The 15,066-nt window shown below is 65.5% G+C and carries 14 protein-coding genes; 11 read left to right on the top strand and 3 right to left on the bottom strand.

Annotation, left to right across the window (positions count from 1 at the left end):
* The first annotated feature begins 58 nt into the window (after positions 1–58).
* From AZG88_RS47655 to AZG88_RS47635, 5 genes are all read left to right on the top strand, one after another.
* A complete protein-coding gene (locus tag AZG88_RS47655) occupies positions 59–922 on the top strand; it encodes a transketolase (protein WP_025432812.1) in 864 nt (287 codons plus the stop codon).
* Entirely contained in the window at positions 919–1,908 is a 990-nt protein-coding gene (locus AZG88_RS47650; protein ID WP_005242930.1) for a transketolase family protein, read from the top strand. The genes AZG88_RS47655 and AZG88_RS47650 overlap by 4 nt, the downstream gene beginning before the upstream one ends.
* Positions 1,909–2,107: 199 nt before the next feature.
* Positions 2,108–2,848, top strand: coding sequence for a lipoate--protein ligase family protein (locus AZG88_RS47645; RefSeq protein WP_005242929.1), 741 nt, complete (start codon positions 2,108–2,110; stop codon positions 2,846–2,848).
* A gap of 399 nt (positions 2,849–3,247) precedes the next feature.
* Complete coding sequence (locus AZG88_RS47640; protein ID WP_061701473.1) at positions 3,248–4,477, top strand: DUF6745 domain-containing protein; 1,230 nt, start codon at positions 3,248–3,250, stop codon at positions 4,475–4,477.
* Between the two features lie 42 nt (positions 4,478–4,519).
* A complete protein-coding gene (locus AZG88_RS47635) occupies positions 4,520–4,975 on the top strand; it encodes a hypothetical protein (protein WP_025432811.1) in 456 nt (151 codons plus the stop codon).
* A gap of 185 nt (positions 4,976–5,160) precedes the next feature.
* Here the strand turns inward: AZG88_RS47635 and AZG88_RS52380 are convergent, their stop codons facing one another.
* Positions 5,161–5,373 (bottom strand): hypothetical protein, encoded by a 213-nt coding sequence (locus AZG88_RS52380; RefSeq protein WP_143548713.1) that lies wholly within the window; start codon positions 5,371–5,373, stop codon positions 5,161–5,163.
* Positions 5,374–5,624: 251 nt separating this feature from the next.
* Between AZG88_RS52380 and AZG88_RS47630 the strand changes: the two genes are divergently transcribed.
* The 3 genes from AZG88_RS47630 to AZG88_RS47620 are packed head-to-tail and all read left to right on the top strand — an operon-like array spanning position 5,625 to position 8,731.
* Positions 5,625–6,614, top strand: coding sequence for an NAD(P)H-dependent flavin oxidoreductase (locus tag AZG88_RS47630; RefSeq protein ID WP_061701472.1), 990 nt, complete (start codon positions 5,625–5,627; stop codon positions 6,612–6,614).
* Positions 6,615–6,671: 57 nt separating this feature from the next.
* Positions 6,672–8,045: an MFS transporter gene (locus AZG88_RS47625; protein ID WP_061701471.1), complete on the top strand. Its 1,374-nt coding sequence runs from the start codon at positions 6,672–6,674 to the stop codon at positions 8,043–8,045.
* The gene (locus AZG88_RS47620; RefSeq protein WP_061701470.1) at positions 8,042–8,731 is read left to right on the top strand and encodes a pyridoxamine 5'-phosphate oxidase family protein; all 690 of its coding nucleotides are present in this window, start codon (positions 8,042–8,044) and stop codon (positions 8,729–8,731) included. Before AZG88_RS47625 ends, AZG88_RS47620 begins: the two co-directional genes overlap by 4 nt.
* Here the strand turns inward: AZG88_RS47620 and AZG88_RS47615 are convergent.
* Complete coding sequence (locus AZG88_RS47615) at positions 8,719–9,588, bottom strand: LysR family transcriptional regulator (protein ID WP_061046049.1); 870 nt, start codon at positions 9,586–9,588, stop codon at positions 8,719–8,721. The genes AZG88_RS47620 and AZG88_RS47615 overlap by 13 nt on opposite strands.
* A gap of 130 nt (positions 9,589–9,718) precedes the next feature.
* On the opposite strand from AZG88_RS47615, the gene AZG88_RS47610 reads away from it, so the two are divergent.
* Genes AZG88_RS47610 through AZG88_RS47600 form a run of 3 tightly spaced genes read left to right on the top strand, consistent with a single transcriptional unit; the run spans position 9,719 to position 12,884 of the window.
* Positions 9,719–10,747 (top strand): nitronate monooxygenase, encoded by a 1,029-nt coding sequence (locus AZG88_RS47610; protein ID WP_061701469.1) that lies wholly within the window; start codon positions 9,719–9,721, stop codon positions 10,745–10,747.
* 5 nt (positions 10,748–10,752) lie between these two features.
* Positions 10,753–11,652 carry a LysR substrate-binding domain-containing protein gene (locus tag AZG88_RS47605; RefSeq protein ID WP_061046048.1) on the top strand — a complete coding sequence of 300 codons (900 nt, stop codon included), beginning with the start codon at positions 10,753–10,755 and terminating at the stop codon, positions 11,650–11,652.
* Positions 11,653–11,693: 41 nt separating this feature from the next.
* Complete coding sequence (locus AZG88_RS47600) at positions 11,694–12,884, top strand: YbfB/YjiJ family MFS transporter (RefSeq protein ID WP_061701468.1); 1,191 nt, start codon at positions 11,694–11,696, stop codon at positions 12,882–12,884.
* A gap of 331 nt (positions 12,885–13,215) precedes the next feature.
* On the opposite strand, the gene AZG88_RS47595 is transcribed toward AZG88_RS47600, so the two are convergent.
* On the bottom strand, positions 13,216–14,865 hold the full coding sequence (locus AZG88_RS47595; RefSeq protein ID WP_061701467.1) for a helix-turn-helix domain-containing protein: 1,650 nt from the start codon (positions 14,863–14,865) through the stop codon (positions 13,216–13,218).
* Positions 14,866–15,066: the final 201 nt, after the last annotated feature.

The raw sequence follows: 15,066 nt of genomic DNA, 5'->3' as shown, positions 1-15,066 counted from the left end.
CATCAAATAGTTTTATTGCTCTATGGACATAGCGTCCGACAGTTGGTACTTTTCGTCCATGCTGACACCAACCCCACCGGTCACCGACCACGACGACGAGCTCGTCGACCTGATCTCCGAACGCGCGCTGTTCGCACGCCTCGAAACCGTCCGCCTCATCTCCATCGCCAAGACCGGCCATTACGCCTCCGGGTTCTCCTGCGCCGAGATCCTCGCGACCTTGTACTACGGCGTCATGCGGCTTCGGAAAGGCGAACCGGATTGGCCCGACCGCGACCGTTTCCTGTTCGGGAAGGGCCACGCCGCGGCCACGCTCTATCCGCTCCTGGCGGATTGGGGATTCTTCGACCCCGCCGAGCTCGACGAGTACACCCGCCTCGGCAACGCGTTCGGCGACCACCCCGACATGACCCGTATCCCCGGCATCGATTTCAGCAGCGGATCGCTCGGGCATGCCTTGTCCACCGGCACCGGAATCGCGCTCGGCACACGTCTGCAGGGCCGCCCGTCCAACGTCTTCGTCCTCCTCGGAGACGGCGAACTGCACGAAGGGCAGATCTGGGAAGCCGCGCTCGGTGCGGCCCACCACGACGTCGCGAACCTGATCGCGATCGTCGACCGCAACGACCACTCCCTCGACGGCCGCATCGACACCGTGACGAACATCGAGCCGCTCGGCGACAAATGGCGCGCCTTCGGATGGGACGCGCACGAGGTCGACGGACACGACGTCCGTGCACTGCTCGCGACCTTCCGCGCGATCGTCGAGGACCCCGAACGAACACGCCCGGCGGTGATCATCGCGAACACCGTCAAGGGCAAGGGCATCTCCTATATGGAATCCGAATTCGGCTGGCATCTCGGCTGGCTGGCAGAACAAGACGAAATCAACGCGATCGAAGAACTGAGGAACAACCGATGAGCGTCGCACCCGGCCTGCAGGCCGAGTCCTGGCACCTGCTTACCCTGATCGAGCGGGCCCCCGGCTTCCATATACTCGCCGACACGTTGGCCGATCTGGTGGACGAGGGTCATCCCATCGTCGCCGGAACCGCCGATCTCAAGTATTCGAACGGCCTGGTCGCGTTCCAGGAGCGGCACCCCGACCGCTACGTCCAGTTCGGAATCTCCGAACAGCACATGGTTTCCACCGCCGCAGGACTCGCGACCACTGGGCTCCAGCCGTACGTCGCCACCTTCGCGTCGTTCATGGCCTACCTGGCCTGCGAGCAGATCCGCACCGACATCGCGTACACCAAGCAGCCCGTCCGGCTCATCGGCCATCACGCCGGTATCACGCTCGGGTTCTACGGCACCTCGCACCACGCCACCGAGGACCTCGCCATCACGCGCAGCATCCCCGGGCTCACGGTCATCGCCCCCGCTGACACCGCTCAGCTCGGGGCGGCGCTCCGCGCCGCCGTCGATCATCCGGCACCGATCTATTTCCGGATCGGCCGTGGTCAGGATCCGGACGTCTACGCCGACGGCACTCACCCCTTCACCATCGGCACCGCCATCGAACACGGCACCGGCACCGACCTGACGATCATCGCCACGGGGTCGATGGTGCATCCCGCTCTCGAGGCGGCGCAGGCTCTGAACTCCGGCGGTATCTCCACCGGAGTCGTCGACATGCACACCGTCAAGCCCCTCGACGCTGAAGCCGTCGCCCGCGCCGCACAGCGGTCCCGCATAGTCCTCACCGTGGAGGAACACAATGTCATCGGCGGGCTCGGGGGAGCGGTCGCGGAGGTCGTCGCCGAGTACGGGTACGGCACTCGTGTCGTCCGACACGGAGTGAAGGACGAATACGCGCTGATCGGACCGCCGACCCACCTGTACCGGCACTACAAGCTCGACGCCGCCGGTATCGAGGAGGTTGCGCGAACTGCCGTAGGGTCGTAAATCCGCACACGGCAGCGACATTCCTGCGTTCCGATACTCGGCCGGGCGGGGTGGGTCGTCACGACAACACGACACCCGCCCGGCCTCGCGGCCGATGAGGGTGCTCTTTTCGTCCACCTCGGCGACACTGTACTGGCGTGCCGGTTGCGGCGATGACGTCGTGGCCGTGAGGTATTCGGAGCGGACCGACGGGAAGAGTATGACGATCGAGCATTTGCTGACAACGCACTTCCCGGACGATCCCGTGTTGGATGCGGCGCTCGCCACGGCACTTCTGCGCCGGACCGCGCGAGAGCCGAATGCCCCTGCGCTGATCCGTGTCTACAGTCCTGCGCGGACGCTGTCGTTCGGGCGACTGGACGCTGTTCGACCGCAGTTTCCGGCGGCCGCCGCGGCGGCGCGGCGACACGGATTCACCCCCGTCGTCCGAGGAGCCGGCGGTCGGGCGGCGGCCTACCACGAGCAGACCCTCGTCGTGGAGATGTTCTCCCGGGACACTGAGGGCATGGTCGGGGCGCGCCCCCGCTTCGAGCGCATCACCCCGAGGCTCGTCGACGTGCTGAGGAAGCTGGGTGTCGACGCTCGCATCGGACCGGTGCCCGGTGAGTATTGCCCCGGTGATTGGACGGTGAACGGCGCGGGCCGCGTCAAGCTGGCAGGAACTGCGCAGCGAATCGTTGCCGGGGCGTGGCTCTTCGGCTTCGAACTGGTGGTCTCCGATTCCGACCCGGTGCGGGCGGTGCTCACCGATGTCAATGCCGCCCTCGAGTTGGAGTTCGACCCCGGCACCGCGGCGTCCCTGACGGACCTGAACCCGGCCGTCACGCTCGAACAGGTCCGGGCAGCGATCCTCGCCGAAATCGGCGTGGTCCGCGAACGGACCGCCGACCCCGACCTCCTGGAGGAGGCCGCGAACCTGCGCGACACACATGTGGCGTGAGGCGTTACCGCGCCGTGCGTCAAGGACGGCGAATTCGACTTGCGACGGCACGTCCTTCCGGGCCCAGAGTATCGAGTCCTACCCGAAGCAGCAGTGCGGATGTCCGATTCGGTGGAGTACGTGAATGTGCAACGTCTCGTGTCCTCACCGCACTGCCCGGCGCGGGTACCTGGAATGTTCCATGAGGAAGGGGTCACGCATCGAGGATCGCCCACGCGGCGTCCGACGCCCGGGCACGAGCACTGTCCTCGGCGCGGATCGAAGGTCGCCCGATGTGCGAGCGTGATCGACACCAGCAATCTCTCTTGGGCGGGTCGGTGACGGGCCTTGCGCTCGCCGCGTCCTCGTGTCAGGCTCTAGAACTATGACTACCGGAAAGGCGGACACCGCCACCGTCGCGTGAGCGCCGCACCGTTTCGCTCGGCGGCTCGACCCCGAGCGGAATTCACTCAGAACGCTGATCCCTTCTCCGACTACATTCTCGTGGTCGAGGCTGTGCGCGATGCATGGCTCAGGCACGGGCTGTGCGCACACCCCTCCGATCGCACCACTGCGGAATCGGCTGTCGCGCAGCTGTATCGACAATCAAAATCTCGCGAGCCGGAGTTCGTCTGGGTTCCGTCTCCCTCAGCCGGATCGAACCTGATCGCCGCCGAAGGCCTGTCGATGCCGATGTCGCTCGAGGGCGACGGAATCCATGGCGCTACCGCCGGTATCGCAACCATGCTGTCGGAATCACGTAAACGCATGGACGCACGCATCAAGCGGAGGGTATCCGACTGGCCGAACGAACGCCGGGCGGTCGAGACCGCACGGGTGAAGCCGCCTGAGGATGCCGCCCGCGTCGGCATCAGCCCCGATCGGATCATCCGAGCTACCGTCTGGGATTCGCTGCACACCACGCTTTTCGACGGGGTTGCAGCTGCGATACGGACGCTTCTGCCTCCAGCTGTTCTCGGTGTCACCTGGTACGGACAACAAGAAGCCCACCGAGTCGCCTACTACGACACGTACCGTCGGCTCGGCCTCGCGAAATTCCACTCCCACGACGACGCACTACTCGACGCCAACATCGCGTTGACTGGCGCCACCGGATGGTGGTGGGCGTTCGACGACGTATGTGTCATGGCAGAGCGTCCCACCACCCTTCATTCCGAGCCCATACCGGGCCGTGTGCACAACGAACACCGGCTGCACCACTCGGATTCCCCGGCACTCGAATTCCAAGACGGCGATGCAGTGTTCGTTCAGCACGGAACCATCGTCCCGGACTGGGTCGTCCGCGACCCGACTGCCGAACGCATCGCGCGCGAACGCAATGTCGAGATTCGCCGATGCGCGATCGAGCGCATCGGGGACACCTACATCGATGCGGCCGACCTCGCGCTGGTCGACCAAGCCGACGATCCCGGCAATGCCGGTGGCACCCTGCGGCTCTACGCGACCCCGGACGGCTGGGGGCGCACTGGCCGTATCCTGCTCGCGATCAACGGTTCTCCCGAACGCGACGGACATCGGCGACAATACGGGCTTCACGTGCCCACATGGATCTCATCCGCACTGGACGCCGCGGGCTGGACCTACGGCCTCGGCGGCGACGACTACGCCCGCCTCGTTCGTCGCACCTGAACAAGACCGAAACCTGACTCCCTGAACTCGAAGGTGACTCGCATGAATGCAACCATGACCTTGTCCGCTCTCACTGCCCTCACCGGCCTCGATGTGTTCGACTATCTCGCCCAGGAAGTGTCCATACCCGTCGTCGACGGTCTGCAGGCACAGGGAGATCTCATCGTGATCCCGTATTCGCTTCTCGCCGACACCGTCACGTCCGCCCCGTGGACACGGTCCGAGAACGTACCGCTCTCAGGAGTGGAGTTGCTGCGTAGTGCTGCGGGCGGGAATCCACACAGCCTGGTCGCTGACGAAGGGGGTTGCACTTGGTCGACGCCCGTCAACGACCCCAGGCGTCTCGCGCTCGGTATCCTCGACAGCCGAGCGACGGCTTACCTCATCCACCCCGAGCACGGAGCCACCGGCATCGCCCCTGGCCGGTATGTCATCGGACGGCAGCGAGAACAAGGCATCGGGCGGACTTCCGGGAGGGCGCAGTTGGTCGCCGATTAGCGTTCGGACCTCGTCCGAGGCAATCGAGTCAGTACCTGTATCGGGAATGCTGCGCGGCTGTCGATTACGGACCCCCACGCGTACCTCCCGGGCACGGTGGCCGCGGGGGACGGTGGTGAAGCGACTGTCTGGTGACCGCTCGCAGTGCCATCGACGGCGGCACGTGCGAATCCCGGTCCTCGGTTTCAGTCCAGGTCCAGGTCGAGGTCGAGGTCGGGTGCGGTGGCCAGGTATTCGATCTGCTCCAATGCCATCGGCACGATGGACCCTCCGATGGACGGCATCAGCGGCACGGCAGGTGTCCAGTAAGTCGAGCACCGTGCCGTCCGGGCGGGTGTCGCGTCGATCCACCGCGCCTGCCACGCACGGCAGGGCCGGGCGGCCCCAGGCCCGGACATCGACGGTCAAGGTTCCGACGTGCCCGGCCATTCGGTTGCTCGAGTGGTCCGTGGTCTAGTGCATTGCAGGACAGAGAATTTCACGAGTCCAGCGGGGCGCGCGAGCGTTCTGTTCTGGAGAACGCAGGCATCGGTACAAACTGTTGGACCGCTGTTCGGCCGGGTTCTAGCGTTGTCGCAAAGCCGTCCGGTGTGACGTGCAGCACGTGGGACACACTGCGACACGTCGGAAATTTGTGGAGGAGCCCAGCATGAGCCTGCAGAACCGTCTGACCGAGAAATTCGGAATCGAACACCCCATCGTCCTTGCACCGATGGACTACGTCTCCGATTGGAGATTGGCTTCTGCCGTGGCCGAGGCAGGTGGGCTGGGATTGATCGGCGGCGGATACGGCGGCGAGTCCTGGCTGCACGATCAGTTCGACCGCGTGACGACCGACGCGGTCGGCTGTGGCTTCATCACCTGGTCCATGGCGCAGCAACCGCAACTCCTCGAGAAGACGATCGGCTACCGGCCGGCGGCCATATTCCTCTCCTTCAGCGACCCGGCACCGCATGCGCCTGCGATTCGTGCCGCGGGAATCCCGCTGATCTGCCAGGTGCACGATCTCGAACAAGCGCGCCGCGCGGTGGCGGTAGGTGCGAGCGTCATAGCTGCTCAAGGAGGGGAGGCGGGTGGCCATGGAACAGGAACCCGATCGACGTTCACTCTGGTGCCGGAGATCGCCGACTTTCTCCGGCGGGAGGCCCCGGATGTGATGCTGCTGGCGGCCGGTGGAATCGGCGACGGCCGAGGCCTTGCGGCGGCGCTCGCGCTCGGAGCGGACGGTGCCCTCGTCGGGACCAGGTTCTGGGCGGCGGAGGAGGCGGCGATTCCCCGTGCGGCCCAGCACCGTGCCCTCGGGGCGAGTGGGGACGACACGATCAGGCAGAGCGCCTTCGACATCGTGCGGGAGAAGCCCTGGCCGATTCGTTACACGGGCCGAGTCCTGCACAACGACTTCATCCGTCGATGGCACGGCGACGAGTCCGGCCTCCTGGGTGTGCTTCCGGAGAAGCAGGAGCAGTTCCGGGCAGCAGTGAAGGCCGAGGACTACGACGTCGCGAATCTGATCGTCGGTGAGGTCGTCGGACAGATCGATCGTGTCGACACCGTCGCGTCGATCATCGATGACATGGTCGCCACCGCCGCCGCCATCCTGGGCCGCACTTCCCACAATCTGGCGGCGATCGGCTCCTAGCGCCCTTCGGTGCGACCTCGCAAACCCCCACCCCGTGCGTCCCCAGAAGGATTCCCCATGACCAGCCAGTCCGTGTCACCACCCGCTCTCACGAGCGGTGTAGCGAAGAGCAGCCTTCGCAAGATCATCACCGCGTCGAGCGTCGGAACGTTGATCGAATGGTACGACTTCTACATCTACGGCAGTCTCGCAGTCGTGTTCTCCGGGATGTTCTTTCCGGAAGGAAACGGAACCGCAGCACTTCTCGTCACGATTGCCGCCTTCGGGACGGGTTTCGTCGTACGCCCCATCGGCGCCATGGTGTTCGGCAGAATGGGCGACCGGGTCGGACGTAAGAAGACGTTCATGACGACCCTGCTCATCATGGGCGGCGCCACCACGACGCTCGGACTGATGCCCACCTATGACCACATCGGAATTCTGGCGCCGATACTGCTGGTGACGTTGCGGCTGCTGCAGGGTCTCGCGATCGGCGGAGAGTACGGGGGTGCAGTCGTCTACATCGCGGAGAATTCGCCGGCGAAGAAACGCGGAGCCCTCACCAGTGTTCTCCAGACCACCGCGACCGGTGGTCTGCTCCTGTCGATCGGCGTCATCGTGCTCTGCCGGGTGGGGTTGGGCGAGGAGGCATTCACTGTGTGGGGCTGGCGGATTCCGTTCCTTCTGTCCGCGGTCCTGGTGCTGTTCTCGCTGAAGATCCGCATGAAGATGCACGAATCACCGGTGTTCGAGGAGATGCGACGGAGCGGAAACCTCTCGCGTTCACCGATCAGGGACGCGGTGGCGAACAAGCCGGCCTTCGCGTTGCTGCTCGTCGTGCTCTTCGGAGTCACGGCCGGGCTGGGAGTTGCCTGGTACACCAGCCAGTTCTACACGCTGTACTTCCTGCAGACGATCTTGAAGATCGACTTCCTCACCGCGAATCTCTCGGTCGGAATCGCCCTGGTCATCGCGACACCGTTCTTCGTCGTCTTCGGCAAGATGTCCGACAAATATGGACGGACTCGGATCATCCTGTGCGGATTGGTACTTTCGGCAGTCGGCTACCTCCCGCTGTTCCAGTGGGTCCGGGACGCCGCGGTCGAGGGCCACCACATCCAGATGATCGTGCCGCTGACGATTCAGGTCATCTTCGTCACCATGGTCTACGGGCCCACCGCGGCATTCCTGTCCGAATTGTTCCCACCCCAGATCCGTTACACCGGACTGTCGCTGGCGTACCACATCGGGACCGGCGTGTTCGGTGGCTTCACCCCTCTGGTGGCGCTCTCGCTCAACTCCGCGACCGGGAACGTCCTCGCCGGGCTGATCTACCCCATCGCGGTAACCGCGGTCACCGCAGTGGTGTTCGTGCTGACGTTGCGTCGGGGAGTCGACAGCCCGATAGTCCGGCGGGCGTGGAAGCACATCGATTCCGAGTACTCGTCATGAGACACCCGACCCGGTACGGCGCGATCGCATTCACTACTCCGGTGGCCGAGCGGCAGAAGGCGACGGGAAGCATCAACTGGTACAGGAGCATGCGGGCGCAGGAGGACGACCCGGGCCTGCCCGACCAACTGGACACCCGGGTCACTGCCCTGATCCGAGCCACCGATTCGTTCTTCATCGCGACCGTGACACCCTCGGGGTGGCCCTATATCCAACACCGAGGCGGCCCGCCCGGATTCGTGCACGTGCCGAACCCGGTGACGATTGCGCTGGCGGACTACTCGGGAAATCAGCAGTTCGTCACGGTCGGCAACCTCGACGAGAACGACCGAGTGGCTCTCTTCTTCATCGACTACCCTACCCGCACCAGAGTCAAAGTCTACGGGCGAGCCGAGGTCGTCGAGCGTTCCGACGATCCGGATCTCATCGCCCGGCTCCTCACCGCACCCGGCGGGGTCGGTAAGGCCGGATGCGATCGCGCGTTCGTCATCCACGTCGAGGCCCTCGACCGGAACTGCACGAAGAACATCCCGCCGAAGTACGGCGAGGCGCGGATGCGGGAGTCGCTCACGTTGGCCCGCAAGGGTCTACAGGAAGAAATCGAACGACTGCGATCCCGCAATGCAGAACTGGAGCGGGAAGTCGCCCAGCTTCGCCGGCACACCGACGACGGTCAGTCGTGTTGAGCGACAGTGGCACTGCCGGGTGGCGGAGAGTGCCGGATCGCGGCGTCCCGCAGTACTCGCAGCAGCGGCGTCGCGCGGTTGCGGCGGTACACGAACCTCACGACCGCGGGCGGCGCACCGACCAGCGGGATGAACTGGACGTTCCGATGGGTTACCCGCCTGCGGGCCACTTCGGGAACCGTGCCGACACCCCGATCGGCGGCGATCAATTCGAGCCACTCGTCGAAGTTCGAGCACGTCACCACCGGACCGTCGTGGTTCGGCCACAGATCTTCGGACGTGGTGCCGCTGAGGGTATTGATGACCAGGGGAAGCGTTCCGAACTCGGCCCAGTCGATCGATTCTCGGGTCGCGAGAGGCGACGCGGTCGAGACTGCCGCAATCCGCTGCTCCTCGAACAGCGGATGCTGCACGAACTCGTCGCCGGGAACATCCCGGCGGACGACGGCGGCGTCCACGGTGGCGTTGTTCAGTGCGGCGATGGGGTCGTCGCAGCGACGCGGTACGACGGTGGCGCGGGAGTTCGTCTCGACGTCGTCGATCACCTGCTGCGCCCACGGATCGGGGAGGAGCCAACTGAAGCCGAGGACAAGGGATCGGTTGGTGTACAGCGCAACCGCGGAATCGAGATCGCCGAGAATGACGCGTACCTTCTCGACGAATCCGGCACCGTCCTCGGTGAGGGCGAGTGCCCGCGACGTCCGGTCGAACAACCGAACGCCGAGCGAGGTTTCGAGCTGCTGCACCGTGCGGGTGAGCGCCGGCTGGGTGATGTGGAGTGCGTTCGCCGCGGCGGTGAACGAGCCTGCCTCGGCGATCGCAACCGCCGCCCGCAGATGCCGCAGTTCGATGGACATAACTCCCAAGCATAGATCCAGCCGAATAGGCATTTCCGCTCCGCACTGCGGCGGTGCAGGATCAGGAGCGGAAAGGGTGAAGCGGACGTGAACCCGGTCCGCCACGCACACATCGACCGAAAGGATCCTGGTGTTCGATCTCGAGGACGGCCTCCGAATTCCCATCGTCGGGGCGCCCATGGCAGGAGGACCGAGCACGCCCGAGCTGGTTGCCGCGGTCTCGTCCGCCGGTGGCCTCGGTTTCCTTGCGGCCGGGTACAAGACCGTCGACGCGGTTCGGCGTGAGGTCGACGCGGTCCGCGCGCTGACGAGCGCACCGTTCGGACTCAATATTTTCGTCCCGGGCCGCCCCCTGGCCGACCGTGCAGCGGTGGAGGCCTACCGAGCGCGACTGCAGCCACTCGCCGAACACTGGCAGGTGTCGCTGCCGGAGGTCGTCGACTTCGACGACGATGCATTCGACGCCAAGGTCGACCTCGCGGTCGAGCTTGCCGTTCCGGTGGTGTCGTTCACCTTCGGTCTTCCGCCGCGGGCCGTCGTCGATCGGTTACACGACGCCGGCAGTGCCGTGGTGGCCACGGTGTCCGATGTCGGCGAGGCGCTCTCCGCCGCTCGGGTGGGCGTCGACGCGATATGTCTACAAGGAGTCGACGCGGGCGGGCACCGAGCAACGCTCGACCCCGACGCCGAGCCGGATCCACGTTCGACGAGGGAATTGGTCGAGGCGGCCCGCTCGGCGATCGACCTTCCGATCATCGCGGCGGGTGGGATAGCGACCGCAGCAGACGTCGCGGCAACACTCGCGGCCGGTGCCACCGCCGTCCAGATCGGAACCGCGCTCCTCGACGCCGACGAGGCAGGGACCAAACCCGCTCACCGGGCCGCGTTGCACAACGCCCGCTTCACCGACACCGTCGTCACTCGCGCGTTCTCCGGCCGTCCCGCGCGTGGCCTGGTCAATGACTTCATCACCGACTTCGATGCTCACGCGGTGGCGGCATATCCACAGGTGCACCTGCTGACCAGTGGGCTGCGAGCCGCAGCAGGCGCCGCCGGCGACCCGCACGGCCTCGCCCTCTGGGCCGGCATCGGATATCGCAGTGCTCGTTCGGCCCCCGCACGGGAGATCGTTCGGGACCTGTGGGGCGAAACACGGTAATTCTCATGGACATCGGAGACCTGAGCTTCTTCCTGGCCGTGGCCCGCGCCGGCGGAATCTCCCGGGCATCGAAGGAACTTCTGACGGTGCAGTCGAACATCAGCTCACGGATCCGCACGCTCGAGGACGAACTCGGTGTGGAACTGTTCCGCCGCCATGCCCGTGGGGTGACCCTGACGAATTCCGGCGAACGTCTGCTGCCCTATGCCGAACAGATCACTCAGCTCGTGCGGGAGGTGACGCAGGTCGTCAGCGACGATCACGAGCCGGGTGGACGACTGGCGATCGGCTCCATGGAGACCACCGCCGGGTTGCGGCTTCCCGGGGTGCTGGCCGCCTTCAGCGAAGAGTGCCCCCGAGTCGACTTCACCTTGGCGACCGACACGACCGACGCGCTGACCACCCAGGTGCTCGAGCATCGTCTCGACGGCGCTTTCGTCTGCGGCCCGGTGCGCCATCCGGACCTGGTCTCCGAGCAGGTCTTCATCGAGCAACTTGTGCTGGTGAGCGGCGTTCGCGTGGCAGATCTGGACTCGGCACTGGCCGACGGCGGGCGGCACAAGCTTCTCGTCCTCCGGGCCGGCTGCGCCTACCGGGCCCGCCTGGAGCGGCTCTTCGAGCAGCACGGAGTGCCGAGTCCGAACGTCCTCGAATTCGGAACTCTCGAGGGCATCCTCGGGTGTGCGGCCGCGGGGATGGGCGTGACCCTGCTGCCACTGGGCGTGGTGACCACTTCGCCGTTGGCGGCGGCGTTGAAGGTGCATCACCTCGCGCCGGCCGACTCGCGCGCGGAAACCCTGTTCATCCGCCGCAAGGACTCCACCATGACCGCTGCGATGTCGCGTTTCCTGTTCCACACCCACGACTCCAGCCGCCCGGCCTCCCTGAAATCCGTGGCTCGCTAGAGGGGCCTGCGCGCCGACCGAATGTTGTTGAAAGAGAATGCATGAACGCAGTAGACAGCGCCGACGACCTGATCGCATCCCGCACGCCGACATCGCCGTGGGTCACGGTCGGTCAGGTCGGGGCCGCATTGGCGGCGAGCATGGGCATCGGACGGTTCGTCTACACACCTGTTCTCCCTCTGATGGAGGCCCAGGCAGGATTGACACCGTCGGCGGGCGCCGCCCTGGCGACGGCAAACTATCTCGGATACCTCGTCGGGGCGCTCGCCGGAATCGTCCTTCCCGCCGTGGTGCGCTCGGCGGCAGCCATGCGTGTCTCGCTGCTGATCCTGACCGCCACGCTGGCGTTCATGCCGGTGACATCGAACGACACCGCCTGGGCCGTACTGCGTTGTGTTGCGGGTGCTACCAGTGCTTTGGTCTTCGTCATCGCGGTCAGCGCCATGCACTCCAACCTGAGTGGGCACGCGGCACACCTGTCGGGTTGGGCGTTCGGCGGAATCGGAGCAGGTATCGCCCTGTCCGGGCTCGTCGTCCTCATCTTGCGGTCGATGAGCACGTGGGGCTCCGTGTGGTGGGCGGCCGCACTGCTGACCCTGATCTGCACCCTCGCGGCGTGGACTCTCACACCGGAACGTGCTCCGACGGTGCCGACGGCCGAGCGCAGAAGATCGCACGAGCAGGGGCACCGCCGGTTCGGTGCGCTCTTCATCAGCTATTCCCTCGAGGGTGTCGGATACATCATCGCCGGCACTTTTCTCGTTGCAGCGATCGACCACACTGCAGGCAGCTTCGCCGGCAGTGGCGCCTGGGTGCTCGTCGGGCTGGCGGCGCTACCGTCCGGTCCACTCTGGGCGTTGTTCGGCAGACGATGGTCTCGCCCGATCCTGCTGGTGATCGCCCTCGTCATTCAGGCCGCCGGCATCGCGTTGCCCGCGGTGGCAGACGGCATCTGGCCCGCCCTGGTCTCCGCCTTCCTGTTCGGGGGAACATTCCTCGGCATCAGTCAGATGTCGCTGACGATCGGCGCTCACCTCCAGTTCCCACGCGCGGTCGCGATACTGACAACCGGATACAGCCTCGGTCAGATCGCGGGCCCGCTCATCGTCACACCACTGCTTTCCGATGGCTACCACCTCGCATTGCTCGTCGCCTCGGGCATCGTTCTGGCGGCAGCACTCGCCGCCGCGGTACTGACCGTCCGGTTTCGTCAGCGAGCCACGGTCGAATGAGGGTGGCAGCCGAAAAGCAGGTATGCGCACGCGTACTTCGGCCGATGTGGTCACGACGCGTCGCGGCCATGCTGACTTTCACGTCGCCGGCGCCGCGGCACGGTCAAGAGCACACGGAGATCGTCATGGTGAGTCAACGCAGAGGCCGAAGATTTCAACCACTTCACGCGATTCGCGCGAGCGTAGGCGGCGCGGCCTGTCTCGCCGGCCTCGTCATCGGCGCCATGGCGCTGACGATTCTCGCGTTCCCGGCACCCGGCGTGCAGGCTGCGACCGTCACGTCCCAAAGCCGGTACAGCGTGGGGAGTGGACCCACCCCGCAAGCGTCCACTCACATCAGGTCTGTCGAAACGAGTCGGAGCCACAGCCATAGCCGCGTGGTCGGATTGTCGAAGTCGATCTGGAACTCTTCGGCGAGACGGGTGATTCGGTACCGAATGGTATTGCCGTGGACATGCATTCGGACCGCCGCTTTGGACACGTTCGCGTTCGAATCGAAGTACGCACGCAGAGTGATCAGAAAGTCGGTGTGATGGGTGGCGTCGTACGCCCGGATCGCATCGACGACGTCGAACTTGTCGAGATGCTTCTCGGCTATGTACCTGCCGATTTCGAGTAGGTTGAGCTCGGTCCAATGGTCTTCGAACACAGCCGCTGCCGGGCGTTGGGGAGTCGGATTCTCTCGCGTGACCGACTGTTGACGCATCAGGTACTGCAATGTGCGCACCGCCTCGGTCCGGGATCGAGGTAGCTCGCTGATCTGCTCGGCGATGCCGCCTACCGCGGCGACAACCGGATGCGCGCTGATCGTCGTCGCGTAGGAGCCGATGTCACGAATGACGCGACGGTGGGCTGCCCGGGGAGACTCGCCCGCGCAGGGCAGCAGCGCATACACGACCGAGTCGATCAGGGCGCTGTACGCACTGCGGAACTGGACGTTGCACGTCACGGTCACGAGCTGCAGTAGTCGATGTTGCTCGCGCATGGCGTCGAGGCTGCCGGCGTTCGGGTGGGAGAGGGCGAACGCCGCAATGGCGAATCCGTCGGTGAACTCGAGACCGAGTTGTGCGGCAGCGAAAGAGGCCTGGGCCGGATCGTCCATCAACGTCCGCATGAGGTCGGCGTTGCGGCGCTCGGTGAAGTCGGAAGCGGACCGGGCGTGAAGCATGTGCAGGCCCGCCAGTGGCGCCAGCCTGTCGAGCGCATCGAGGGCCGGTTGGCGGCGGTCACCTCCGGGATCGATGATCCAGATCGATCCGAGCAGTTCCCCGCCCGCCCGGACGGCAAGTGCCAGCCGGTCCGCGATCCCGCTGGGTGACTGCACGAAATGCGCGGCGATGGAGGAGTAGACGACCTTGAAATCTGCGTCGAGGGCTGGGGGTGTCCGCTCCTGCAGGGTCAGAGTCGTCTCGCGCCGTAGGTCGTCGATCGGCTGGCCCGGCACTGTGGAGTATCCGAGGATGCGGCCCGAAGGATCGACGATGCTGGCGGCTCCGTTGGCTATCGAGGCTACGGCGTTGGCGAAAGCGAACAGATCGCCCAGACGCACGCCCGATACCGAATCGACCGCAGCACCCGCGACCGCTGTTCGTGCCATCGCGATCAGTCGTGTCCAATCCGCGTCGTCTCCGACGACGAGCACGGGAACGTCGTGACGACTGGACGCGATCCGCAGGTCCTCGATCGGCGTTCCGCGTGCTTTGACGATCACGGCGGCGGCCTCGCCGTCGGCGGCGTGCACGAGTACTCGCTCGAATCCGGCCGACCCGCAGGACACGCCCATCGCAAGGACGACGGTGTTCCTGACGTTCGGCTGGTCGTCGAATGCGTCGTAGAGCTGCACGTCGGCGACGGGGCGGCGGAGATTTTCCGCCGTCGGATTCGCGTGCAGTAGATCTTCCTGCACCAGGTCGGTCCAGGCCGACAGCGCGATCGGCACGGATGCCGCGTCGCCGTGCCACGACTCCTCCGATGGGTCCATTGAGAAGATCTTACAAGCGGAACTGTTGAGCTTGGAAACTTCTCCATATCAACCGTGTGAGGTGTGGATCACTATTGGTTCACCCCACGCACCGGGTGTCAGCCCCACTTCGAGGAGTCCCGATGAAACTCAGAGATATCAGATCGTTAGTGAATGTCGAGGGCCCCGCTCGGTCCGTGTCACAGCGGCTGGCACGGCGAT

The organism is Rhodococcus sp. LB1 (genome assembly GCF_001583455.1).
Classification (GTDB): Bacteria; Actinomycetota; Actinomycetes; order Mycobacteriales; family Mycobacteriaceae; genus Rhodococcus_F; species Rhodococcus_F opacus.
This window is presented reverse-complemented; position numbering and strand designations above follow the sequence as displayed.

Bases quoted from the DNA above. Each gene is read 5' to 3' on its own strand.
- AZG88_RS47625 (WP_061701471.1), top strand. From the start codon at position 6,672: ATGACCAGCCAGTCCGTGTCACCACCCGCTCTCACGAGCGGTGTAGCG.
- AZG88_RS47645 (WP_005242929.1), top strand. From the start codon at position 2,108: ATGACGATCGAGCATTTGCTGACAACGCACTTCCCGGACGATCCCGTG.
- AZG88_RS47595 (WP_061701467.1), bottom strand. From the start codon at position 14,865: ATGGACCCATCGGAGGAGTCGTGGCACGGCGACGCGGCATCCGTGCCG.
- AZG88_RS47635 (WP_025432811.1), top strand. From the start codon at position 4,520: ATGAATGCAACCATGACCTTGTCCGCTCTCACTGCCCTCACCGGCCTC.
- AZG88_RS47600 (WP_061701468.1), top strand. From the start codon at position 11,694: ATGAACGCAGTAGACAGCGCCGACGACCTGATCGCATCCCGCACGCCG.
- AZG88_RS47650 (WP_005242930.1), top strand. From the start codon at position 919: ATGAGCGTCGCACCCGGCCTGCAGGCCGAGTCCTGGCACCTGCTTACC.
- AZG88_RS47615 (WP_061046049.1), bottom strand. From the start codon at position 9,588: ATGTCCATCGAACTGCGGCATCTGCGGGCGGCGGTTGCGATCGCCGAG.
- AZG88_RS47605 (WP_061046048.1), top strand. From the start codon at position 10,753: ATGGACATCGGAGACCTGAGCTTCTTCCTGGCCGTGGCCCGCGCCGGC.
- AZG88_RS47620 (WP_061701470.1), top strand. From the start codon at position 8,042: ATGAGACACCCGACCCGGTACGGCGCGATCGCATTCACTACTCCGGTG.
- AZG88_RS52380 (WP_143548713.1), bottom strand. From the start codon at position 5,373: ATGTCCGGGCCTGGGGCCGCCCGGCCCTGCCGTGCGTGGCAGGCGCGG.
- AZG88_RS47630 (WP_061701472.1), top strand. From the start codon at position 5,625: ATGAGCCTGCAGAACCGTCTGACCGAGAAATTCGGAATCGAACACCCC.
- AZG88_RS47655 (WP_025432812.1), top strand. From the start codon at position 59: ATGCTGACACCAACCCCACCGGTCACCGACCACGACGACGAGCTCGTC.